This window comes from Micromonospora sp. NPDC047670, from assembly GCF_043204915.1.
In the GTDB taxonomy this organism is placed as follows: Bacteria; Actinomycetota; Actinomycetes; order Mycobacteriales; family Micromonosporaceae; genus Micromonospora.
The window spans coordinates 291,132-313,577 of sequence record NZ_JBIDDA010000001.1 but is presented as its reverse complement, the minus strand read 5'-3'; the positions used below and the strand labels follow the sequence as shown (position 1 = coordinate 313,577).

The following is a 22,446-nucleotide window of genomic DNA, read 5'->3' as shown; positions in this document are numbered from 1 at the left end:
GTCACCGACACCGCCGACATGAAGAAGGACGACCTGGTCAGGGCCCTCGTCAAGAGCATGAAGGCTGGCTCCGGCGCGTCGGGCTCCGCCCGCTCGACCGGCTCGTCGGGCTCCTCGTCCGACGGCATCCGGACCGGCGCGCAGACCTCCAGGTCGCTGAAGTACTCGCAGGTCATCGACTCGGTGGACGACGAGCCGGAGCGGCCCGGCCGCAGCCTGGTCACCACCGACCACGAGGTCATCCGGCAGTGGGCCGAGGCCCGCAAGGGTGTGCCGTGCACCGTCGACGGCACCGACCACGACGGCCATGCCGGCGTCCTGCGCTTCGACTTCCCGGCCAACGGCCGCGAGGACCGGCTGCGCGAGATCAGCTGGGAGGAGTGGTTCGACGCCTTCGACAAGCGCCGGCTGAACTTCATTTACCAGGAAGAACGCTCCGACGGGAAGCAGAGCAACTTCTTCCGGCTGGAGAGCCCCGACCGCGAGGACGGCTGAGCTCCGTCGTACCCGTCGAAGGCCCGGGCCGGCGTGCCGCCGACCCGGGCCTTCGCGCGTGGTCCGGCCTTCGCGTGTCGTCCGGCCTTCATGCCTGGTACTGCCGTCCTTTGTGGTGTTCCGGCAGGTCCGGCGATTGAGCGCCCTCGCTGGGGGTAGGAGTTCAGACAGACGAGGGACGGCTCTCCCCTCCGACGAGAGCGATTCGACCAACGAGGAGGATCACCCGTGACCACGAAGGTCGAGAAGTCCATCGAAGTGCAGGTTCCGGTCAGCACCGCGTACAACCAGTGGACGCAGTTCGAGGAGTTCCCCCGCTTCATGGGGGGCGTCCGCGAGGTGCGCCAGCTCGACGACCGGCGGATGCACTGGGTCGCCGAGATCGCCGGCGTCCAGCGCGAGTGGGACGCGACGGTCCTGGAGCAGGTGCCCGACCGGAAGGTGGCCTGGGCGGCCACCGAGGGCGCGACGAACGCGGGGGCGGTCTACTTCCAGCCCGTCGGTCCCGACCGCACGATGGTCCAGCTGCACCTCGAGTACGAGCCCGAGGGGCTGGTCGAGAAGGCCGGCGACAAGCTGAACATCGTCGAGCGGCAGGCCGAGTCGGACCTGCGGAAGTTCAAGTCGTACATCGAGGAGCGCGGCGTGGAGACCGGGGCCTGGCGCGGCACCGTCGACAGCGGCCTCGGTGTGGGCACGCCGGGCGTCGAGCACGCCGCGGCGACCCGCGGCGACAGCGGCAAGGCCGGGGTGTCCGGCAAGGCCGTGGCCGCGGGCGCGGCGGCGGCCGGGGCGGCGGCGGCCGGAGCCGCCGCGGCCGCGAAGCGCCGCTCGGACACCGACGAGGACGACCGTGCGGCCACCACGACCGACACCGCCTACGTGGTGACCGACGTCGAGGTCGTGCCGGAGCCCGGCGCAGTCGGCTACCCGCACCGCACGATGTGACCCATCCCCCGTACGCCTGACGGCGTCAGCGAACGGCCCAGGTCCCCGGGACCTGGGCCTTCGCTCGTGCGCTCCTGGTCCTCCCACCCGGCCGCCACGGCTACCGTGGGCGCGGGCCGGCCCGGTGGGTGGGCTGCGTCAGGCGGGCTCCGCGACGACCATCCACAGGTGGCCGTCCGGATCGGCGAAGGCGCCCGTGTATCCCCACGGCCGCTGTTCCGGCTCGACGACGACCTCCGCGCCGGCGGCCCGGGCCCGCTCGATCAACCGGTTCGCCTCCTCCGGTGTCGCCGCCGGGAGGCTGAGGACGCACTCGCTCTGCCCGCGCGGGGCGACCTCGTGGGTACCGATGACCCAGCCGAATCCGCCGGTCGGCACCAGCATGACCCGCAGGCCGTCGTTGACCGCGAACTGCAACGGCTCGGGGACGCCGTCCTCCGCCGGCTCCCCGACGGCGTCCAGGCCGAGCCCGTCCCGGTAGAAGCGGTACGAGGCCGGTCGGTCGGCGATCGGCAGGCTGACGACGACCGGTGCGTACCACATGAGGCTGCCTCCAGAGGGCTGGCGTAACGAGGTGTCGTCAGGGTGGACGCGGCGGGCCGAGGGAACTCATCGCTCCAGTTGCGCCCGCAGGCCGTGGCGGTCGATCTGGATCCAATACTCCACGATGAGCCCGTCGACCACCCGGTAGACCGCGCTGGTCAGCTGGGTCACCGGCGCGCCGGTGGGCGCCCGGCCGTCGACCTCGCCGACATGGTGCCCCCGCTGCGTCCAGCGGGCGTAGACCTTGTCCCCGGAGCCGAGGATCTCGACGCCGGACCGGACCACCTCGAGAAACGACCGGACCACGGCGACCGGATCACTGTTCATCCCCGCAGTATCCCCCTGGCCGTCACGCAGCCGGCTGGCGCCGCCGGGCGCGGACGTGCGCCGGCGGCGGTCACTCGCTCCAGCCCGCCGGGTTGGTGCAGGACTCCCGCGAGATCCCCGAGCCGGTCTCCGGCCAGCCGCCGAAGCGCTCGTCGTGCAGGTGGGCGAACAAGTAGCACAGGCCCTCGCACTCGCCGTCCGGGACGGCCACGGCGGGATCGGCGCTGACCGCCTCGTAGAACTCGCGCCCGAGGGCGACGATGTGTCCCCGGCAGTAGAGGAATCCGTCGTCGGAACCGTCGGTCACGTCGTGGACGTCGGCTCGGTCGATGTCGTGCAGCTTGCGCTCCACCACCCGGTCCAGGTCGGTCAGCTCGCGGCTGGACAACTCGACGGTGAGCTGGCGGAGGCTGTCGAGAAACGGGTCGAGCCACGCGTCGAGTGCGTAGCGGCCGTCGTCATCGTCGTCGGCCTCCGGATCCCGGGTCAGCAGCGCCCGGCGGAGCGCGGCGGGCTCGGGACCGAGCCGCTCCCAGGCGGACTCGACGAGGGCCCAGAACCGGGCCTCGTCCTCGGCGCTCGGCAGCTTCGCGACACCACTGGCAAGGTCGGTCACGGCGGGAGCGTAGCGACCACGACCGACATCTCCGCGCGTCGATCCTGTCGCCGTCCCGGACGGTCCGTCCCGTCCCGGCCGTACGGGAACGCTTCACGGCCACGCCGCCGGGGGCGTCGGGTGGAAGCGTTGGCGGTACGCCGTCGGTGTCGTGCCGAGCACGCGGTGGAACGCGCGGCGCAGCGTTTCGGCGGAGCCGAAGCCGGTGGCGCGGGCGATCGCGGCGACGCTCGCGTCACCGGACTCCAGCAGTGCGCGGGCCGCCTGGATCCGCACCTGCTCGACGTACTGGCCCGGGGTGCGGCCCAGCTCGCGGCGGAACAGGCGGGTGAGGTGCCGCTCGCTGACCAGCGCCAGGTCGGCCAGCGTGCCGAGCCGGTGGTCGCCGTCGGGCCGGCTGGTGACCGCGTCGAACACGACCCGCAGCACGGGATGCTGCGTCGCCGGTACGAGGTGCGGGTCGCTGAACTGCGACTGCCCACCGGCGCGCCGCGGGAAGACCACCAGGTGCCGGGCCACGGTGCGGGCGCGGTCGGCGCCGTGGTCCTCCTCGACGAGCGCGAGGGCGAGGTCGATGCCGGCGGTCATCCCGGCCGAGGTGCGTACCCGGCCGTCGCGGACGTGGATCGCGTCCGGCTCGACGGTGACGTCGGGAAAACGTGCCGCGAACTCGGCGCAGGAATTCCAGTGGGTGGTGGCCCGGCGCCCGGTGAGGAACCCGGCCTCGGCGAGCAGGAAGGCGCCGGTGCAGACGGACGCCACCCGGCGCGCCCCGGCGCCGATACGGCGCACCTGACCGGCCGCGGCGGGGTCGGCGTCGAGGCTGAGCACGCCCGGCACGAGCAGCGTGTCGACCGGTGGGCGGATGTCGGCCAGGGCGAGGTCGGCGCCGAGCGGCATGCCGACGTCGGTCCGCACCGGGCGCCCGTCGGGTGAGGCGACGAGGATCCGGTAGCCACCGGCGCCGTGCAGCACCTGCATCGGCCCGGCCAGGTCGAGCAGCACGACGTTCGGGCGGGCCACCAGCACGACGGTGCGGGAGGTGCCGGCGCTCATGATCGGCAAGTCTGCGCCGGCCGGGCGGGGTCCGCAAGGACCCGGTGCCCACCGAGGCGGACCTGCCGCCCACACTGCCGGACCTCGTCGACCGGCCCGGGAACCGCCGCCGCGACCGGGCCGACCGTACCGACATGACAGCGTCACACTCGAACCATCCGCCCGGACCGCGGCCGGTGACCTCCCGCCGCGCGGTGCTCGGCGTCTCGGCGGCGGCGCTGGCCGGCGCCGCCGGCATGGTCGCCACCGTCGGGCGCGGCGACGACCGGACACCGGCGCAGCCGCCGGCCACCGTGCCGTTCCACGGCCGCCACCAGGCCGGCATCGCCACACCGAAGCAGCGGTACGTCGTCTTCGTCGGCTTCGACCTCGTCACCCGCGACGTGGCCGCGCTGCGGAACCTGCTGCGCGACTGGACCGCGGTCGCCGCCCGGGTGACCCAGGGGCACCGGCCGCCGCCCCGGAGCAACGCTCCGGCCGGCGCGGCGGTGGACAGCGGCGACGGCGACGGGCTCGCGCCCGCCCGGCTCACCGTGACGTTCGGCTTCGGGCCGGGCGTGTTCGACGCGCGGTTCGGTCTGGCCGCACAGCGGCCACCGGCGCTGCGCGACCTTCCGGCATTCGCCGGCGACCAGCTCGATCCGGCGTACAGCGGTGGTGACCTGGTCGCGCAGGTGTGCGCCGACGACCCGCAGCTGGCCAGCTACGCGGCCCGGCAGCTGCGCAGTCGGGTCATGGGCATCGCCACGCTGCGGTGGGTCCAGCAGGGCTTCCAGGGGTACCCGGCGGACGGCGGCACGCCGCGCAACCTGTTCGGGCAGAAGGACGGCACCGCGAATCCGGCGCCGGGCACACCCGAGTTCGCCGAGACGGTGTGGGTGCCCGACGGCGCCGGTCCGGCCTGGATGGCCGGTGGCACGTTCCTCGTCCTGCGCCGGATCCGGATGTCGCTGGCGATGTGGGACCTGACACCGGCCGCGCAGCAGGACGCGATACTCGGCCGGCACCGCGACACCGGCGCGCCGCTCTCCGGTGGCTCCGAGTTCACCCCGCTCGACCTGGACCGCACCGGGCCCGGCGGCGCGCCGGTGATCCCGGCGGACGCCCACGTCCGGCTGGCCCGGCCGTTCAAGATGTTCCGCCGCGGCTTCAACTACGACGACGGGCCGCAGCCCGACGAGGCGCACACGCACCCGGCCGGCACCGAGCCGCACGACCACGCGACGCACCGGCACAACTACGACGCCGGGCTGCTGCTGGCCGTGTACGTGCGCGACCCCGGTACGCAGTTCGTCCCGGCGCAGGAGGCGCTGGCCCGGGCCGACCGGCTCGCCACGTTCACCACGCACGTCGGCAGCGGCGTCTGGGCTGTCCCGCCCGGCGCGGAGCCCGACGGCTACGTCGGCAAGACGCTGCTCGGCTGAGCCACGCCCGGCGCCACCGCACAGGAGAGGACCCTCCGGTGAACCCCTTCCACGACCTGCCGTTCCCGTCGACCGAGCTGGCGCTGGACACCGCGCGGTACGTCCGGCACCGCGCCGACCCAGCGATCTTCAACCACAGCATGCGGACGTACCTCTACGCGCGATTCCTCGGCGAGCAGCGCGGCCTGCGTCCCGACCGCGACTACGACGACGAGCTGCTGTTCCTCGGCTGCGTCCTGCACGACGTCGGGCTGACCGACGACGGCAACGGCGACCAGCGCTTCGAGCTCGACGGCGCCGACCTCGCCGCGCGCCACCTCACCGCGCACGGCGTGCCGCCGGACCGGGTCGAGATCGTCTGGGACGCGATCGCGCTGCACCTGTGCGGCGACATTCCGCTGCGCAAGCGGCCGGAGATCGCGTTGGTGTCGGCCGGTTCCGGGTACGACCTGCAGCCGGAGGGCCCGCCGCTGCCGGCCGGGTACGCCGACCGGATCCACGCCGTGCTGCCCCGCCTGCACGCCACCGTGGTGCTCCACGACGCGATCGTCGGCCAGGCGCTGGCCAAGCCGCACAAGGCGCCGCCGTTCAGCGTGCCGGGCGAGCTGGTCCGGCAGCACACCGGCGCGACGTGGCCGAGCTGGGAGCAGCTGATGCGGATGGAGCCGAGCTGGGACGACTACCGGGACTGAGCGCCCGCCGCCCGGCTCATCCCCCGCGCTGGCGGGCGAGACGGGAAGGGCCGCCCACTCCGGCCGCTGTTCCTGCGGCAGGGACCGGACCACCGCCTCGTCGGCCCGGATCTCGTTCTCGTGAAGGATCACAAGAGGAACCTTCCTGCCCGGCGTCGATGCCGCCAGCGTTTCTCCTCGTCGCGGCGCTGCGTCCACGCGGCAGGGCCCTGGGCCGGCCCGCAGGGCTGCTGGCCCCTCGGCTGCTGAGGCGGCCGGCAGCCGTCAGGGCGGGGTCCCCGGCCTCACGCGCGGAACGTGCGGCGGTAGACGTCCGGCGGCACGCCGACTGTGCGGTGGAAGTGGCGGCGCAGTGTCGTCGCCGTGCCCATGCCCGCGGCCGAGGCGATGGTGTCGATGCTGTCGTCCGTGGCCTCCAGCAGCTCCTGCGCGCGGCGGATCCGCTGCGTCAGCAGCCACTGCAGCGGGGTGGTGCCGGTCACCGAGCGGAAGTGGCGGGTCAGGTGGCGAGAGCTCATGTTCGCCTGGCGGGCCAGGTCCTCCACGGTGAGCGGCTGGTCCAGCCGCCGCATCACCCACGGGAGCAGCTCGGCCAGGGGGTTGCCGTGCTGGTCGGGCACCGGTGTGGTGACGAACTGGGCCTGGCCGCCGGCCCGGTGGGGCGGCACGACGAGGCGACGGGCGACCACGTTGGCGACCGCCGGGCCGTGGTCGCGGCGGACCAGGTGCAGGCACAGGTCCATCGCCGCGGCCTTGCCCGCGGACGTGAGCACGCTGCCGTTGTCGACGTAGAGCACGTCCGGGTCGACCTTTACCCGGGGATAGCGCGCGGCGAGTTCGTCGGTGTGGGCCCAGTGCGTGGTCGCGCACAGCCCGTCCAGCAGGCCGGCGGCGGCGAGCACGAACACGCCCGTGCACAGGGAGACCACCCGCGCGCCCGACTCGTGGGCCGCGCGCACCGCCTCGACCAGGTCGGCCGGCGGGTCCTCGTCGACGTCCGCCAGGGCGGGAACGATCACGGTGTCGGCGTGCGCCAGCCAGTCGAGCCCGCAGTCCGGCTCCAGCAGGAACCGGCCGACCCGGACGGCGTGCGTGCCGCACACCCGGACGTCGTACCAGGGGTCGGGCAGGGCGTCCGGCGCGGAGCCGAAGACCTCGTAGGCCAGGGCCAGCTCGAAGTGCAGCATCCCGTCGGTGGCGGCGACCGCGACGGAGCGCGGGAAGGAACTCATGTCGGGAATTGTATGGGTCATGTCGTTCCGGACACTGGCCGAGGTTCGGCGGACAGGGCAAGATCTTCAGCAGAAGATCACTTCAAGCCGCAGGAGCAAGAGATGGCATCGGTTCGGAACGTGGCGGTATACGGCGCGTACGGGCACACCGGCCGGTTCGTGGTCGCCGAACTGCAGGAACGCGGATACGTCCCGCTGCTGCTCGGCCGCGACCAGAACAAGCTGCAAGCACTGGCGCAGGACTTCCCGGGCCTGCAGACGCGGCAGGCGTCGGTCGACGATCCGACCTCCCTCGACCGCGCGCTCACCGGCGCGGCCGCCGTGATCAACACCGCCGGGCCGTTCGCCTCGACCGCCGCCCCGGTGATCGAGGCGGCGCTGCGCGCCGGCATCCCGTACGTCGACGTGGCGGCCGAGATCGAAGCCAACATCGACACGTTCGCGGACTTCGCGGAGCGCGCCCGCGCCGCCAACACCGTGGTGCTCCCGGCGATGGCCTTCTACGGCGGCCTCGGCGACCTGCTCGTCACCACCGCGATGGGCGACTGGGCGGCAGCGGACGAGGCGCACGTCGCCTACGGCCTGAGCAGCTGGCACCCCACCGCCGGAACCGTCGTCTCCGGCACCGTCTCCGGACAACGACGCAACGGCCGCCGGGTCCGCTACACCGGCGGACAGATCGAATACCACGACGACGCGCTGCCGACCCTGGAGTGGCCCTTCCCGGACCCGCTCGGCGCCCAGAGCGTCATCGGCGAGTTCTCCATGGCCGACATCGTCACCGTCCCCAGCCACCTGGCCATCCCCGAGGTACGCACCTACATGACCGCCAAGGCGGCCGCGGACCTCTTCGCTCCCGACGCCTCGGCACCCACCGCCGTCGACGAGCGCGGCCGCTCGGCGCAGACCTTCCTCGTCGACGTCGTCGTCCGCAGCGGCGGCACCGAACGCCGCCTGGCCGCCACCGGGCAGGACATCTACGCCATCAGCGCGCCGCTCGCGGTGGAGGCCGTCGATCGCATCCTCACCGGCCGAACCACAACCACCGGTGTCGCCTCTGCGGGTGCCCTCTTCGACGCCCCGGACTTCCTCCGCGCCCTCTCCCCGCACCTCACCCTGCACGCCCCGCTCGACACGCGCGGCTGACCGGCGACCCTCGCGGGGAGCCGGACGCGTGGTGGACGCGGTCGACCGGTCTCGGGAAACTGCTGAGCCAGTGGAGGGCTGGCGTGAGTGGGGTCGCGGCAGCGGCGGCGGTCGTCAGGGCGAACATGGCCCTGGTGCCTGAGTCCGCGATCGTCCGCTGCGGCTCGCCGGTTTGACTGCTCGGCGAGCCCAGCGGCCTCACCCGAACGCGAGCCGGAAGGCCGCGAGCCAGTCTGCTCAAACGGTGTGCACAAGCCGGAAGCGTCGGGCCAGCACCAGTGTGTCGTCGTCAACGGTGAAGCCGGGTTCGCCCAGCTCTGCGCGCACTTCCGCGCTGTGCCAGAACGCCTCGTGCCCGGCCCGCCACTGCGCCACCGACTCGCCTCCCTCGCCCTCATCGAGGGCGTGTTGCAGGTCGACATCGGCGAGCCGGATCGCCCGGACCTCGGTCAGCTCGATTACGGCGACCCGCCGGTCCCCGGAGTCCACCACCACTGATCGCTATCCAACCTGGGGCAGCGGCTCATTCGCGCGTTCGTATCCGACCACCAGAGCAGTAGTGGTGGTCTTCGCACCGGACAGGATCACGGCCACCAACTTGTTTCGCACCGGACCGGGGAACGCAAACCGAGATCCACCAAGCGTCATGCGGAGACCAGCCGCGATTTCCTGGCCTGGCTCTGCTGGCGACACGTGCCCGGGTCCTTGCCCGAGCCCGAGAGCGAGGAGACGCATGATCAGGAAATTCGCCAAGAGGGCTGCTGCCGTAGCCGTGGCGGTTCCGCTGGCGCTGGCCGCCACCGCGGTTCCGGCGTCCGCGAACGATGCGGGTGCGGACAGCGCCGACGGCTACGTCTGGGCGTGCTGGCGCACGTCGGCCAACGCTACTCTCAACGGTGGATGCGTCACGTTCTACCAGTACGGCGAGGTGTTGCTGGCCGAGGACTTCCAGGCCGACGGCTGGGGAACCCGCGGGCAGATCCAGAAGTGGTTGCCCGACTCCAACGGCGTCTACCGGTGGGTGAACCACAGTAGTGACTGCTTCGACGACACGAGCACGGGGAACACCAGCGCTGGCAGGACCTCCTGCCAATACTCGATCGCCGAGGGCGTCAAGGTGCGCGTGCACGTCTGGGCCTCCCGCAGCGGCACGTACGCATTCCACAACTACAGCCCGTCGATCTCGGCCTGACACCCTCGGCTTCCTTGCTCAGTCGCCGTGAGGCGCGGCGAGCAAAATCGTCCGTACCCATGGGGACGACCCGTACCGCCGCTCGCTCCCCTGGCCCAGACAACCCCCTCGCACGGGCCGGGCCGAGCCGCCGTCCCGCCACAGCACGAGACGTGGTCGTGTGGCGCCTGGTTGCAGTACCACCGATGAACTACACAAAGGAGAATGGCATGAGAAGACGACTTGCTTCGACCGTTGCCGCCACGACGGTCATGACCGCCCTCGCGGTGCTCGGCGGCGCCAGCGCGGCGCAGGCGGAGCCGCATAACGTGGGCTGGCTCTACGCCGTCGGCGGGGGTGGTGCCGTGTTCTTTGACGCGGATCTCGCCGGCTATCCGGGGTACGAGAAGATTACCGTCTGCGACAACGAGTCCAACGGTAAGGGCGTTCAGGGTGCGGTCTACCCGAATTTTGACGGATATGGGGCGTACTTTGTTAAGGACCCATCCAATGATGGCCGCTGCGCGTCCATTCAGGGCGACTTCTTCCCGGAGGACAAAGGCGTCGAGGTTTGGGTCTGGGAATATGCCGGCGACAACCAATATAACCACAACTTTGCCTTCAACGGCGTATCCTAGTACTCACTAGTGGTGGCGTCCGAATGGCCTTCGGGCGCCACCACTGCTGTGCGGGCGAGTGCGGCGGAATATCCGAGCTGGTGACGACTCTGCAATGGGCTGTCGGCTATCGGGGAGGTCAGCAAGTAGTCAGCGGGGCGTCCGACAACAGCTGGCAACTGCCGGCACACATCCTCTGTCGACTGATGTACACGTCCGCCAACTGACCTGCGACACCTCCGCGCGCTGATCGCGGCATGAGCGGATGCCAGCATCTGACGCCGGCGTCGCAGGCAACGCAGATCGTGGCCGTATCCGGCTTCGCCGGTGTTCTATGGGATCAACTCAGCCACGGAAAGCGCCTCGTCCAGCCGACCAGCGGCCAGGTCGTCGTGACGGATCACGAAACTCCCGTCGCTCCGGTAATAGAACTCGTTATCTACGGGAAAGCGGGCGAGCGACACCCACTCACTCGTCAGCCGGTGCGTCTCCTTTTCCACATGGGAATACCATCTCGCGACCGGGATGACGATCTCGCCGGTCTTCTCGCGCCACGCGAGGGTCTGCTCCGCGATACTCTTGATTACCTCCTCGTCGGCATACCCGCCGATATAGGCGCTGGCGTACCCGTTGTCAGGTGGCCAGAGATCGTTGGCCAGAGCACAGAGTTCGTCAAGGTGCGGCAGGTCACGCTCGAGGTCACGGGCCAACTGCTGCTGGAAGGGCGACAGGTCGTCCTCGTCCTCGTCGTCCTCGTTCGCCCCGAACCAATCGGGGAACTCCGCGCGCAGCGTGGCGCCGACGTCGTACTGCTTGTCGACGAACGCGTGGTCGGTGGATCCTGCCGCCACCTCGGTATCGGTGCCGGCCGGCACATACACGACTCGCCCGTACCTCCGCTCCCCGGTGGCAGCGGCCTGCTCGTGGTCCAGGAAGAACAGCAGCGAGCCGTCTGCCGGCAGGCCGAAGCCGTCGACTCTCGGCAGCACCGCACAGTCAACCGAGAAGATGAACGGCAACGGACTGACCCCAGCGGACGGCCAGTCCATGCCCACCGGCAACCGGGGCAATCCACCGAACTGCCCGACCGGAACACCGCCGGATCCCCCGCTCAACCGGATCGACAAACGGAGGTGCTGGATGAACCGGCTGACCTCGTCGTCCGGGATGCCCAACGCGAGCGCTGCACGACGAAACTGCCCCTGATGATCCATAGCGCAACATGGTGCCACGGGGCGAGCCCGGCGACCGGTGCCCCACAACCCGCACGCGCTGTCGTCGGCATCGCTGCCGTCGTGATCAGGTGCGCGCACACCGGCATGACAGGACGTTAATCGCCGGCTGACCTGCCACCCCTCGATCGCCGGACCCTGTCGCACCTCACCTGGCAGCGCTGCGTCGCACATCAGCTGTCGGATCACAGCGACGCGGCGCTATGCGTCCAGCAGTTGCAGTAGGCGGCGGTTGCGTCGTCGTGGGTCCTGCCACGGGGCCAGCGGTCGCCCTGTGGGTCGGAGTCTTCTGCGGCACGGACGCGGCGGATCAGCTCGGCTGAGCCGTGGTCGTGCGGGATCGCCAGGAGGCCGTCCAGTCGGTGAGTCCGAAGCGGTCGGCAAGTCGGCATGCTCCGTCGCTGAGCAGTGCTGCGGCTGTCACGCCCTTGATCGGTCGGCTTCCCATGATCGCCTCGTGGGCGGCGCGTGGATCGGCGGCAGCAACCCAGGTACTCCAAATGGTCGCGGTTGCGCCGGAGCATGATGACCGTCGCGGACGGCGTGCCGGGCTCGTCGAGATGGCAGGTGTGCTCATGCGTGGCGGCCGTGTGGCTGATCGCCTCGGCGAGGATGGCGGGTAGCTCCTGGTCGCTGTCGTCAGCGAGGCCGGCGGGCAGCGCCCCCGAGTTGCCGGCAAGCGTCGGGACGAGTTGGTGTTCACCGCCCCGAACGGCGGGCCGCTGCGCAACACCAACTTCCGGACGCGGGTCTTCGGGCCGGCGGCGGCATCGGTCGGGCTGGACGAGGCGGTCGCAGCGCGGGATGCGGACTATGTGCGGACTGACACCGTCGGCGGCAGCGTGGTGGACCTCGGGAAACGGCGAAGCCCAGGTCGTTGACCTGGGCTTCTTCACCGAGCCGCCTGACGGAATCGAACCGTCGACCTACGCATTACGAGTGCGTCGCTCTAGCCGACTGAGCTAAGGCGGCAACGATCGTCAAGTGTACGGCACGGTTCGCCCGCCGGCCGAACGGGATCCCCCACCCCGCCCCGGCGGACCGGACATGCAGGCCCGGACCGTACGTATACCGGACAGCGATCGCGGCGAGCCCGGACTACGCTGCGGCGGGTGACCGACGATCGCGCCCCCGACGAGGAGCGGCAGGACGTCGCGGCGGAGAGCCCGCACGCGAGCGAGGCGGCCGGCGGGCGGGCGGCGCGCCGGCCGCGCAGCACCGACCCGCACGAGCTGGGCTTCACCCCGCGCAAGCCGGTGCCGTGGCTCGCGCCCTTCCTGCTGATCAGCACCGGCATCCGTACGCTGCTGGCGATGCTCTTCGGGGCGTACCTGGACAAGCGGGAGCTGCAGAACGCGTTCGGCGACGGGATCTTCCGCCAGGTCGGCCCGGACGGCGGGCTCTGGCTGGACTACGTGGCCGACCTCGGCGACGGGTTCAACGCCACCTACTCGGTGGCCTACCTGCTCGCCCAGCGGGAGCTGGAGGTGGACGGGCACCGGCTGCCCCGGGCGCAGACCCTGGTGATGGGCGGCGACCAGGTCTACCCGTCGGCGGCGTTCGAGGCGTACGAGGACCGGTGCAAGGGGCCCTACCAGGCCGCGCTGCCCGTCACCCCGCCCGAACGGCCGACGCTCTTCGCGGTCCCGGGCAACCACGACTGGTACGACGGCCTGACCGCCTTCCTGCGGCTGTTCGTGCGTTCTCGGGACCGGCACTTCGGCGGCTGGGACACCGGCCAGTCCCGCTCGTACTTCGCCGTCGAGCTGCCCGCCGGCTGGTGGCTGCTCGGCCTCGACGACCAGTCCGGCTCGTACCTGGACGACCCGCAGCTCACCTACTTCGACAAGGTCGCCGAGCGGCTGGGCCCGCAGAGCCGGGTGATCCTCACCGTGCCGGCCCCGACGTGGGTCAAGGCCGTCGACCACCCCACGGCGTACGACTCGATCGACTACTTCGTCCGTACGATCGTCGCGCCCACCGGGGCGCAGGTGCGGCTGCTGATCTCCGGCGACCTGCACCACTACGCCCGGTACGCGGGCCCGGACCGGCAGCTGATCACCTGCGGCGGCGGGGGCGCCTACCTCTATCCCACCCACAAGCTCCCGGAGCGGATCGAGGTGCCCCCGCGCGACACCCTCGCCCGGCGGGCCAGCGCCTCCCGCCCGTACGACCTGGCCGGCCGCTACCCGGACGCCGCCCGCTCGCGACGGTACGGCTGGGGGATCTTCCCCCGGCTGCCGCTGCGCAACCCGGGCTTCACCACGCTGCTCGGCACCCTGCACACGCTGCTGATGCTGGCGATGGCCGGCGTCGTGAGCAACCGGACCGGCACCGAGCAGCGGCTGTTCAGCGTGCCGCTGGTGGCGATGCTGGTCGTCACGCTCGTCGGCGCGGGTTTCTTCGCCAAGCCGCCCAGCTCCGGCGGGAAGCGGCACGCGCGGCACTGGATCCTGGGCGTGGGCCACGGCCTGGCCCACGTCGGGCTGGCCGCGGCCGGCACCTGGGCCTGGCTGGCCCTGCCCCTCTACGACTGGCCGTGGCCACTGCCGGCGGTCGCCGCGGTGGTGGTCTACGGCCCGGTGAGCGGGCTGGTGGCGAGCCAACTGGTGGCCGCGTACCTGCTGGTGGCGGGCGCGTTCGGGGTGAACGTCAACGAGCTCTTCGCCGGCCAGGGCATCGAGGACGCGAAGGCGTTCCTGCGGCTGCGCATCGACCCCGACGGCACGCTGACGATCTATCCCATCGCGGTCGACCGCGTCGCCCGCGACTGGCAGGTCAACCCCGACCAGTCCCCCGAGTCCTCCTGGCTGGTGCCGAAGCGTCCCCTCCGCCCCCGCCTGGCGGAACCTCCCGTGATCCTTTCCTGACACCACGTCTCCCCCGCACCCGCCCCGCCTGCGGCGAGGGCCGGGGCTCGGTTGGGTTGCGGACGGCCGCGCTAGGAGTTGTAGTGCTGGTCGTGGGCCTGGCGGGGGCCGCAGACCGAGGCGCGGGAGCAGGAGCAGCGGGACCCGTCGGCGTCGAGGCGGACCGTGACCGAGTCGCGCGGGACGCTGTGGCCGACCACCCGGCCGTCGCCCTCCGGCGTCGACACCCGCGCGCCGATCGCCGGAGCGGACTCCTGGAACCTCTGGTACAGCGGGTGTTCGTACTTGAGGCAACACATCAGCCGGCCGCACGCGCCGGAGATGCGCAGCGGGTTGAGCGGCAGGTCCTGGTCCTTGGCCATCCGGATGGTCACGGGCTCGAAGTCGTTGAGGAAGGTGGCGCAGCAGAGGTCGCGCCCGCAGGAGCCGATGCCGCCCTGCACCCGGGCCGAGTCCCGCGCGGAGAGCTGGCGCAACTCGACCCGGCAGTGCAGCGTCGCCCCGAGGTCGCGGACCAGCGAGCGGAAGTCCACCCGGTGCGGTGCCGTGAAGTAGATGGTGCTCCGCTCGCCGCCACCCTCGGCGGAGCCGAGCACGTGGTCGACCGCCACCACCTTCATCGGCAGGCCGTGCTCCCGGATCAGCCGCTTCGCCGCGACCTTCGCCTCGGCCTTGCGCCGGCGCAGCGCCTCGTCGCGGCGCAGGTCCTCCTCCTGCGCCAGCCCGGCCAGCCGGGGAAAGCCGGCCGTGTCCTCGGAGACCCACTGCGCGGCCCAGACGCACTCGGCCACCTCGGGTCCGTCGTCGGTGGGCACCAGCACCTTGTCGCCGACCTGCGGGCTCCAGTCGCCCGGGTCCAGGTAGTAGAGGCGCCCGTACCGCTGGAAGCTGACCGCGCAGAGCATGCCCATGGCTCCCACCCTACGACGAGTCGGACGCTCGCGCCCCGGCCGGGCGTCGCGGTCCGACTACGCCGTGCAGCGATCCACACTCGTCGACTCGACCGACCCGCCGCCCACCTCGTCGTGCCGTTGCCCCTCGCCCGGACGGTTGAATCCTGTCCGCCGTACGGGACAAACGCGCACCGGAGGCGTTGAGTGGAGGCAGACCTGCGGGGGGTGCAGGGGGAAAGGCCACGGCGTCGCCGCCGGAGCCCGGCCACGCCGGGTCCTGGGCGCGACGCCGTGCGCCGTTGGGCCGACCGCCAACGGCGCGGCCCGTCCGCGGCACACACCCCGACGCGGAGCCCTCTGCGGACGGGCTACCAGCCGATCCGGGTGGGGGTGTCGTAGCGGGGACGCTCGGACACCGGCTCCCGCCAGCGGGACTCGGCCAGGCTCGGCCCCCACTGCCGCAGCAGGGTCTCCGCCCCGTCGTACGCGACGCAGAGCACCGCCAGCACCCGCGCGGCGATCTCGGCGGCCTCGATCCCGCCCGGCCCGGCCGGCCCCCGGCGCTCCTGTCCGCCGCCGGGCACCGCGGTCGCCCCGACCACGGCCACCGCCTCGGCGGAGCGCAGCACGTCCGCCAGCGCCCGGGCCAGGGCCAGCCGGCTGCCCTCCACCCAGTCGGCGAGCGCGTCGGCGTAACCGGCGGTCGACTCCAGCCGCCCGACCAGGCTCTCCGGCCCCTCGTCCAGGTGCCGCAGCAGGGCCGCCCGGGCCTGCCCGTACGCCGACGAGGCCGCACCGGACCAGAGCACCGGGTCGGCCAGTGCGGCGGAGGCGTCGTCGTAGGCCCGCACCAGCCGGCGCACCGTGTTGCCGGCGTCGGCCAGCGGCGTCGGATGCAGGTCGAGGAAGTTCCGGACGGCCTCGCCGGGGAGCACCTGCATCCGGCGCAGCAGCGGCCAGACGCGGTGGCCCTCGGGCGCCCCGGCGGCGAGCAGCGTGTCCACCCGGCGCAGCAGGTCGAGCCCGGGCTCGGCGAGCCGGTCCAGCGTGTCCATCACGCCTCCCCGCCCAGCCGGTGGCGGACGGCCCGGTCGACGTCGGCGTAGTGGTCGGCGGCGGCCCGCACCGCCGCCGCGGCGGCCGCCAGCCGCTGGGCCGCGGCGTGCGCCTCCCGCGCCCGGTCGCCGGTGGCCGCGATCCACTGTCGGTGCAGGGCCCGCCCGATCTCGCCGGGCCGGCCGGGGGCGTCGGCGCCGAACGCGGCCTGCGCCGGGTCGCCGGCGGTAACCGTGCGGGACACGGCGGTCATGGTCTCGCTCGCCTGGTCGAGCCGGGCGGCGAGGGCGCGCAGGCTGTCCATCTCAGGCTCCCGCCAGCGGACGGTAGGAGGCGAAGGTCTCGTTGTGCAGCTTCTCCCGGGCCCACTGGGCGGCGTCGGCCGCCGCGGTGACCGCCGCCTGCACGGAGCCGGCGACGTCCCGGGGACTGCGGTTGTGCAACGGGCCGAGGAACCGGACGTCGGTGATCCGCCCCCCGGCGGTCACCACGACCTCGACCAGCCCGTCGGGCGACCGGACGGTCACCTCGACGGTGGCCACCGCCTGGTCGAACTCGGCCTGGAGGGACTCGATCCGGCGGTAGCGCCGCACCGCCTCCTCGATCCAGGCCTCGTCGATCTCCCCCCGCGGCATCGGCGGACTCCTCCCCGGAACAGGTCATCACTTAGCGTGCCGCCACCGTCACCACGGCACACCGGACCGTACCGCACAGCAATCGCGGCTGTCGATGCCTGTGGACAGCCGGTCGGGCTGTGGGGAGCCGGCCCGACCGGGGCCGGCGGGATCAGCCCTTCCAGAGCGAGAGCATCATCGCCTCGACGGCGATCCGGGGCTTGACGTTCGCCTCGATCGCCGCCCGGCACTCCAGCACCGCCTCCAGGCGGCGCAGCGCCCCCTCGGCGTCCCACTTCTGGGCGCCCGCCTCGGCCAGCGCGGCGGTGTCCGTGTGCACCGGCGCCACGGGAGCGCGCAGCGCCATGGTGAGCGCGTCCCGGTAGAAGCCCGCCAGGTCGACCAGGGCGCGGTCCAGCGCGTCCCGCTGCGCCCGGGTGGCCCGCGACTTCTGCCGCTTCTCCAGGTCCTTGAGCTGCCCGGCGGCGCCCCGCATCGCGCCGGCCGCGCCCCGCCCGGTGCCGCCCGCGCCCAGCGCGGTCTCCAGCGCCGCCCGCTCGGTCGCGTCGGTCTCCGCCACCGACGCCGCCGCCTCGGCCTCGGCCGCCTCGATCAGCGCCGACGCCGCGTCGAACGCGGCGCCCACACCGGTCAGCCGGCGCGGCACGGCGAGCACGGCCTCCCGACGTTTGCGCGCCTCCGGGTCGCGGGCCAGGCGGCGGGCCCGGCCCACGTGCCCCTGCGCGGCCGCCGCCGCCCACTGCGCCACGTCGGGCGTCACGCCGTCCCGACGGACCAGCACCTCGGCCACCGCGTCGGCCGCCGGCTGCCGCAGCGGTACGACCCGACAGCGCGACCGGATGGTGACCGAGATGTCGTCCGGGTGGGTGGACGGGGCGCAGAGCAGGAAGACCGTACGCGGCGGCGGCTCCTCGATGGCCTTGAGCAGCGCGTTGCCGGCGGCCTCGGTGAGCCGGTCCGCGTCGGAGATGACCACCACCTGCCAGCGCCCGCCCGACGGGGTGCTGGCGGCGCGCAGCACCAGCGCCCGCATCTCGTTGACGCCGATGGAGAGCCCTTCCGGCACCACCAGCCGGACGTCGGCGTGGGTGCCGGTCATCGTGGTGTGGCAGCCGGGGCACTCGCCGCAGCCGGTGCCGTACGCGCACTGGAGGGCGGCGGCGAAGGCGCGGGCCGCCACCGACCGGCCCGACCCGGGCGGCCCGGTGAAGATCCAGGCGTGCGTCATGCCCGCCCCGGGATCGACGGCTCCCGCCCCCGCGCCCTCCTCGGCGGTCGCGTCGAACTCGTCCCCGGCGGCTTCGGTCGCGGGCGGGACGGCGGCGGCGCGCAGCACGGCGGCCGCCGAGGCGGCGGCGCGGCGCAGCGTCTCGACCGCCTCGTCCTGCCCGACCAGGTCGGCGAAGACGTCCGGCATCAGGTCCGATGCTCCATCGTCACCAGCTCCGATTCGGATAACTCCGGCTGCACCGAGGTGTCCGGCCCCTGCGCGGGGCGCGGGTGCACGATGCCGCCGGGGGCACCGAGCATGTCCTCGACCCGGCGGGCCACCCGCTCGGCGATCTCCTCGACCGGGCGGGACGCGTCGAGCACCAGGTAGCGCTTCGGGTCGGCGGCGGCGAGGTCGAGGAAGGCGTAGCGAACCCGCTCGTGGAAGGCGACCGACTCGGCCTCGACGTGGTCGGCCGCCTCGGTGCGGGCCGCGACCCGGGACAGGCCGGTGCCCGGCTCGACGTCCAGCAGCACCACCAGGTCGGGCTTGAGCCCACCGGTGGCCCAGGAGGAGAGCCAGGAGACCTCGTCCACGGGGAGCGTCCGCCCCGCCCCCTGGTACGCCAGGGACGAGTCGACGTAGCGGTCACTGATCACCACCGCGCCCCGGACGAGCGCCGGCCGGACGACGGTGGCCACGTGGTGGGCCCGGTCGGCGGCGTAGAGCAGCGCCTCGGCGCGCGGCGACGGCACGTCGGACCCGGGCGCGCCGAGCAGCAGCGACCGGATCCGCTCGCCGATGGCGGTGGCGCCCGGCTCACGGGTGACGATGACGTCGCGCCCCTGCCCGCGCAGCCGCTCGGCGAGCGCGGCGAGCTGGGTGGACTTGCCGGCGCCCTCGCCGCCCTCGAAGACCACGAAGAGGCCGGCGGAGACGAACGGCTCGGCCGGCATCAGCGGACGACCCCGGATCGAGCCCCAGAGGTCGGCCAGGACGGGGACGCCCTTCTTGTCGTCCATCTGCCCGAACGCGCTGATCCCGGCGAAGATGCCGGCGGCGCCGGCGGCGAGCAGCAGCAGCCGGGTGGACGAGATCGAGACGCCGAGGTCGGCGAGTTCCAGCCGGCGCGAGCCGCCGACGCCGGCGAGCAGGCTGCTCAGGCCGATCGCGAGGATCAGCACCAGCCGGGTGCCGATCTGCACCACCGCGAAGACCCGGCCCCGCACCTCGTCGGCGATCTCCCCGCCGAGCAGGGTGGTGCCGGAGAGGAACGCCATGCCGGCGCCCGCGCCGACCAGGATCGCGCCGACCATCGCCATCGACAGGTGGATGGCGAAGGCCAGAGCCATCACCGAGGCGCTGGCCAGCACGATGCTCATGCCGAACCAGCGCCGCCGGGACATGTCCTTGACGATCATCGGCCCGAGCCCGATGCCGAGGGCCAGGCCGATGAAGATGGCGCCGAAGAGCAGGTAGAAGGCCGCGTCGCCGGCGCCCAGCGAGGTGGCGAAGAACTTGGCGGTGCCGATCACGATGCCGCCGCCGGCGAAGGCGCCGAAGATGCCGAGCACCAGGCCGCGGACGAGCGGGGTCTGGCCGATGTAGCGCCAGCCCTCCTTGAACTGGCGCAGCATGCTCTGCTCGGCGCGGTCCCGCTCGGCGGCCTGCCCCTGGCTGATCTCCTTGATTCCGTACGCCACCACCAGCGCGGTGGCCAGCCGGGAGAACGCGTTGAACCAGAGCGCCAGCTGGGCGGGCTCGGCCCAGTCCGGCGTCGAGCCGCCGGTGGCCGCCCGCACGATGCCGTCGAGCGCGGCGAGGATCAGCGCGGCGAGGACCGGCGTGAGGCCGTACGTGGTGATGAGCGTGAGCTGGTTGGCGGCCTCCAGCCGGGCGCGCGGGATCAGGTTGGGGACCGCGGCCTCCTTGGCCGGGATCCACAGCAGCGTGAGCGACTCGATCAGGAAGGTGGCGATCGCCGCCCAGCCGACCACCACTCCGCCCGGGGCGCCGAGCAGCGCGACCAGCGGGATCGAGGCGAAGAGCAGGAACCGCAGCACGTCGCAGATGACCATCGTCCAGCGCCGGTCGAAGCGGTCGGCCAGCACGCCGGCGATCGGGCCGAGCACCAGCGCCGGCAGCAGCCGGATGGCGATGACGCCACCGAAGGCGGCGCCCTTGGCGGTGCTCCCCTCGACCTGGGCGGCGGCGAAGACGGAGGTGGCGAGCAGGCCGAACCAGTCGCCGAACGAGGCCGCGCCGAGCACGATCCAGAGCCGCCGGAACGGGGTGATCCGCAGCACCGAGCGGATGCCCGCGTAGCCGGACGGGTCGGCTCCGGGCTGGTCGGCGCCGCCGGACTTGTTCGAGGACGGCGACACGCCGGGCGACTCGCCGTTGAACTGGCTTTCGATGGCCGTACCTCCACGTGCCGGCCCATCGCTGGGCAGTCCCGGTGGAACACTCTAGACCCGGTGGGGACCAACCCCGCCGCGACATTCTCCTGCTCGCCGAGCCTAGGCCGCCGCGACCACCGCCCGCAGCCCGGACATACGCGAGGGTATTTCGCATTGACTCCCGGACAGTTAGCGTGCAGACGTGGCCACCGAAAGCGACGAACTTCGTGAACGCCTCGACCGGGCGACCGCGCACCTCGATCCGCCGTACGCCGTGGTCGACCTCGCGGCGTTCGACGGCAACGCCGCCGCGCTGGCCGACCGCGCCACCGGCAAGCCGCTCCGCGTCGCCAGCAAGTCGGTCCGCGCCCGGGAGCTGATCGGCCGGGCGCTCGGGCGGCCCGGCTGGCACGGCGTGATGGCGTTCACCCTGGCCGAGGCCGTCTGGCTGGTCCGCGCCGGTGTGACCGACGACGCGCTGGTGGCCTACCCGACCGCCGACCGGGGGGCGCTCGCCGAGCTCGCCGCCGACCCGGCGCTCGCCGCCGCCGTCACGCTGATGGTCGACGGCACCGACCAGCTCGACCTCGTCGACGCGGTGTGCGCGCCCGGGCGACGGCCCGAGCTGCGCATCTGCCTCGACCTGGACGCCTCCTGGCGACCGCTGGGCGGGCGGGTGCACGTCGGGGTGCGCCGCTCACCGGTGCACAGCGCCCGGGCCGCCGGCGCCCTGGCCGCCACCGTCGCCGGCCGCGCCGGCTTCCGGCTCGTCGGGCTGATGTCGTACGAGGCGCAGATCGCCGGCCTCGGCGACGCGCCGCCCGGGCGGGCGGTGCTGGGCTCCGCGATCCGGCTGGCCCAGCGCGGGTCGTACCGCGAGCTGCTGGCCCGCCGGGCCGCGGCGGTGGCCGCCGTGCGCGAGCACGCCGACCTGGAGTTCGTCAACGGCGGCGGCACCGGCAGCGTGGCCGCGACCAGCGCCGATCCCGCGGTCACCGAGGTCACTGCGGGATCGGGCCTGTACGGGCCGACGCTGTTCGACGCGTACCGCGCCTGGCGCCCCACCCCGGCGGCGTTCTTCGCCTGCGCGGTGGTGCGCCGCCCCGCGCCCGGCCTGGCCACCGTGCTCGGCGGCGGCTGGATCGCCTCCGGCCCGGCCGAGGACAGCCGGCTGCCCCGCCCGTGGCTGCCCGGCGGGCTGAAGCTGATCGGCACCGAGGGGGCAGGCGAGGTGCAGACCCCGCTGGCCGGCGCGGCGGCCGCCGGGCTGCGGGTCGGCGACCGGGTCTGGTTCCGGCACGCGAAGGCCGGCGAGCTGTGCGAGCACGTCAACGAGCTACACCTGATCGAGGGGGACGCGGTGGTGGCCACCGTGCCCACCTACCGGGGCGAGGGCTGCGCCTTCCTCTGAACCTGGGGCGCAGAGCTGCCATGGCGTCTCAGCGAAGCGGTCGCCACCATCCTGCCGGTGACCACGGACAGGAGAGCGCCCGCGACAGCGATCTTCAGGCGATGCAACCCGGCACGGGGAAGCCTGTGTGTAGTCGATGAAGGGCTTCCGCCGCCGATGGCAGGGGCCTTCGTTCGACAAGGAGAGCACTGTGCGTCTCAGAATTCTCGCGATCGTCGGGTTGGCAGCCGCCACGACGGCCGCCGTGGCAGCGCCCGCGCTGGCATCGACGCTCGCGCCGCCGGCCGCGCCGCCCGGCCCGATCCCCACCACCATCGCGCCGCCCGGCCCGATCCCCACCACCATCGCACCGCCCGGCCCGATCCCCACCACCATCGCACCGCCCGGCCCGATCCCCACCACCATCGCACCGCCCCGCCCGGTCACCACCACCGCGCCGCCTGCTTCTTCGGATAGCCGCGCTCACCGGTAGC

General features: G+C 73.0%; 22 protein-coding genes, 1 tRNA gene and 2 pseudogenes. 10 read left to right on the top strand and 15 right to left on the bottom strand.

Going from position 1 to position 22,446, the window contains the following annotated elements; genetic code table 11:
• Together ACGF7U_RS01515 and ACGF7U_RS01510 are read left to right on the top strand one after the other, a co-directional pair.
• The coding region (locus ACGF7U_RS01515) for a hypothetical protein (protein WP_393102117.1) at positions 1–495 on the top strand (495 nt) is incomplete at its 5' end.
• A 228-nt stretch (positions 496–723) separates the two neighbouring features.
• Positions 724–1,173, top strand: a pseudogene (locus ACGF7U_RS01510) (SRPBCC family protein); the annotation flags it as partial.
• A 408-nt stretch (positions 1,174–1,581) separates the two neighbouring features.
• Here ACGF7U_RS01510 and ACGF7U_RS01505 read toward each other — a convergent pair.
• The 4 genes from ACGF7U_RS01505 to ACGF7U_RS01490 all read right to left on the bottom strand — a co-directional run bounded on the left by ACGF7U_RS01505 (position 1,582) and on the right by ACGF7U_RS01490 (position 3,985).
• A complete protein-coding gene (locus ACGF7U_RS01505; protein WP_393102116.1) occupies positions 1,582–1,986 on the bottom strand; it encodes a VOC family protein in 405 nt (134 codons plus the stop codon).
• Positions 1,987–2,052: 66 nt separating this feature from the next.
• Positions 2,053–2,313 (bottom strand): ester cyclase, encoded by a 261-nt coding sequence (locus tag ACGF7U_RS01500; protein WP_393102115.1) that lies wholly within the window; start codon positions 2,311–2,313, stop codon positions 2,053–2,055.
• Positions 2,314–2,383: 70 nt separating this feature from the next.
• Positions 2,384–2,929, bottom strand: coding sequence for a DUF4240 domain-containing protein (locus tag ACGF7U_RS01495; RefSeq protein WP_393102114.1), 546 nt, complete (start codon positions 2,927–2,929; stop codon positions 2,384–2,386).
• A gap of 93 nt (positions 2,930–3,022) precedes the next feature.
• Complete coding sequence (locus tag ACGF7U_RS01490; protein ID WP_393102113.1) at positions 3,023–3,985, bottom strand: GlxA family transcriptional regulator; 963 nt, start codon at positions 3,983–3,985, stop codon at positions 3,023–3,025.
• Positions 3,986–4,119: 134 nt separating this feature from the next.
• Here ACGF7U_RS01490 and ACGF7U_RS01485 point away from each other — a divergent pair, with 134 nt between their 5' ends.
• Complete coding sequence (locus ACGF7U_RS01485) at positions 4,120–5,409, top strand: Dyp-type peroxidase (protein WP_393102112.1); 1,290 nt, start codon at positions 4,120–4,122, stop codon at positions 5,407–5,409.
• 38 nt (positions 5,410–5,447) lie between these two features.
• Positions 5,448–6,101 (top strand): HD domain-containing protein, encoded by a 654-nt coding sequence (locus ACGF7U_RS01480; RefSeq protein WP_393102111.1) that lies wholly within the window; start codon positions 5,448–5,450, stop codon positions 6,099–6,101.
• A 284-nt stretch (positions 6,102–6,385) separates the two neighbouring features.
• On the opposite strand, the gene ACGF7U_RS01475 is transcribed toward ACGF7U_RS01480, so the two are convergent.
• Complete coding sequence (locus ACGF7U_RS01475) at positions 6,386–7,333, bottom strand: helix-turn-helix domain-containing protein (RefSeq protein WP_393102110.1); 948 nt, start codon at positions 7,331–7,333, stop codon at positions 6,386–6,388.
• A gap of 102 nt (positions 7,334–7,435) precedes the next feature.
• Here ACGF7U_RS01475 and ACGF7U_RS01470 point away from each other — a divergent pair, with 102 nt between their 5' ends.
• Positions 7,436–8,479 (top strand): saccharopine dehydrogenase family protein, encoded by a 1,044-nt coding sequence (locus tag ACGF7U_RS01470; RefSeq protein ID WP_393102109.1) that lies wholly within the window; start codon positions 7,436–7,438, stop codon positions 8,477–8,479.
• A 237-nt stretch (positions 8,480–8,716) separates the two neighbouring features.
• Here the strand turns inward: ACGF7U_RS01470 and ACGF7U_RS01465 are convergent.
• A pseudogene (locus ACGF7U_RS01465) lies at positions 8,717–9,127 on the bottom strand (ASCH domain-containing protein).
• A gap of 85 nt (positions 9,128–9,212) precedes the next feature.
• Between ACGF7U_RS01465 and ACGF7U_RS01460 the strand changes: the two are divergent.
• Both ACGF7U_RS01460 and ACGF7U_RS01455 read left to right on the top strand, forming a co-directional pair.
• Entirely contained in the window at positions 9,213–9,671 is a 459-nt protein-coding gene (locus ACGF7U_RS01460; RefSeq protein ID WP_393102108.1) for a hypothetical protein, read from the top strand.
• Between the two features lie 185 nt (positions 9,672–9,856).
• On the top strand, positions 9,857–10,288 hold the full coding sequence (locus ACGF7U_RS01455) for a hypothetical protein (RefSeq protein WP_393102107.1): 432 nt from the start codon (positions 9,857–9,859) through the stop codon (positions 10,286–10,288).
• A 311-nt stretch (positions 10,289–10,599) separates the two neighbouring features.
• On the opposite strand, the gene ACGF7U_RS01450 is transcribed toward ACGF7U_RS01455, so the two are convergent.
• The 3 genes from ACGF7U_RS01450 to ACGF7U_RS01440 all read right to left on the bottom strand — a co-directional run bounded on the left by ACGF7U_RS01450 (position 10,600) and on the right by ACGF7U_RS01440 (position 12,471).
• Positions 10,600–11,481 carry a DUF1963 domain-containing protein gene (locus ACGF7U_RS01450; RefSeq protein WP_393102106.1) on the bottom strand — a complete coding sequence of 294 codons (882 nt, stop codon included), beginning with the start codon at positions 11,479–11,481 and terminating at the stop codon, positions 10,600–10,602.
• 203 nt (positions 11,482–11,684) lie between these two features.
• Positions 11,685–12,395, bottom strand: coding sequence for a hypothetical protein (locus tag ACGF7U_RS01445; RefSeq protein ID WP_393102105.1), 711 nt, complete (start codon positions 12,393–12,395; stop codon positions 11,685–11,687).
• A gap of 2 nt (positions 12,396–12,397) precedes the next feature.
• Positions 12,398–12,471, bottom strand: a tRNA-Thr gene (locus tag ACGF7U_RS01440).
• Between the two features lie 140 nt (positions 12,472–12,611).
• Between ACGF7U_RS01440 and ACGF7U_RS01435 the strand changes: the two genes are divergently transcribed.
• A complete protein-coding gene (locus ACGF7U_RS01435) occupies positions 12,612–14,369 on the top strand; it encodes a metallophosphoesterase family protein (protein WP_393102104.1) in 1,758 nt (585 codons plus the stop codon).
• Between the two features lie 71 nt (positions 14,370–14,440).
• On the opposite strand, the gene ACGF7U_RS01430 is transcribed toward ACGF7U_RS01435, so the two are convergent.
• From ACGF7U_RS01430 to tmk, 6 genes are all read right to left on the bottom strand, one after another.
• Complete coding sequence (locus ACGF7U_RS01430; RefSeq protein WP_393102103.1) at positions 14,441–15,280, bottom strand: stage 0 sporulation family protein; 840 nt, start codon at positions 15,278–15,280, stop codon at positions 14,441–14,443.
• Between the two features lie 350 nt (positions 15,281–15,630).
• Positions 15,631–16,317, bottom strand: coding sequence for a hypothetical protein (locus ACGF7U_RS01425; RefSeq protein ID WP_393102102.1), 687 nt, complete (start codon positions 16,315–16,317; stop codon positions 15,631–15,633).
• A complete protein-coding gene (locus ACGF7U_RS01420) occupies positions 16,317–16,622 on the bottom strand; it encodes a hypothetical protein (RefSeq protein WP_393102101.1) in 306 nt (101 codons plus the stop codon). Before ACGF7U_RS01420 ends, ACGF7U_RS01425 begins: the two co-directional genes overlap by 1 nt.
• A gap of 1 nt (position 16,623) precedes the next feature.
• Complete coding sequence (locus ACGF7U_RS01415) at positions 16,624–16,953, bottom strand: YbaB/EbfC family nucleoid-associated protein (protein ID WP_393102100.1); 330 nt, start codon at positions 16,951–16,953, stop codon at positions 16,624–16,626.
• 151 nt (positions 16,954–17,104) lie between these two features.
• Positions 17,105–18,370 carry a DNA polymerase III subunit delta' gene (locus ACGF7U_RS01410; RefSeq protein WP_393102099.1) on the bottom strand — a complete coding sequence of 422 codons (1,266 nt, stop codon included), beginning with the start codon at positions 18,368–18,370 and terminating at the stop codon, positions 17,105–17,107.
• The gene (gene tmk, locus ACGF7U_RS01405; protein WP_393102897.1) at positions 18,370–20,469 is read right to left on the bottom strand and encodes a dTMP kinase; all 2,100 of its coding nucleotides are present in this window, start codon (positions 20,467–20,469) and stop codon (positions 18,370–18,372) included. Before tmk ends, ACGF7U_RS01410 begins: the two co-directional genes overlap by 1 nt.
• Positions 20,470–20,764: 295 nt before the next feature.
• Between tmk and ACGF7U_RS01400 the strand changes: the two genes are divergently transcribed.
• Positions 20,765–21,973, top strand: coding sequence for an alanine racemase (locus ACGF7U_RS01400; protein ID WP_393102098.1), 1,209 nt, complete (start codon positions 20,765–20,767; stop codon positions 21,971–21,973).
• A gap of 136 nt (positions 21,974–22,109) precedes the next feature.
• On the top strand, positions 22,110–22,445 hold the full coding sequence (locus ACGF7U_RS01395; RefSeq protein WP_393102097.1) for a hypothetical protein: 336 nt from the start codon (positions 22,110–22,112) through the stop codon (positions 22,443–22,445).
• Position 22,446: the final 1 nt, after the last annotated feature.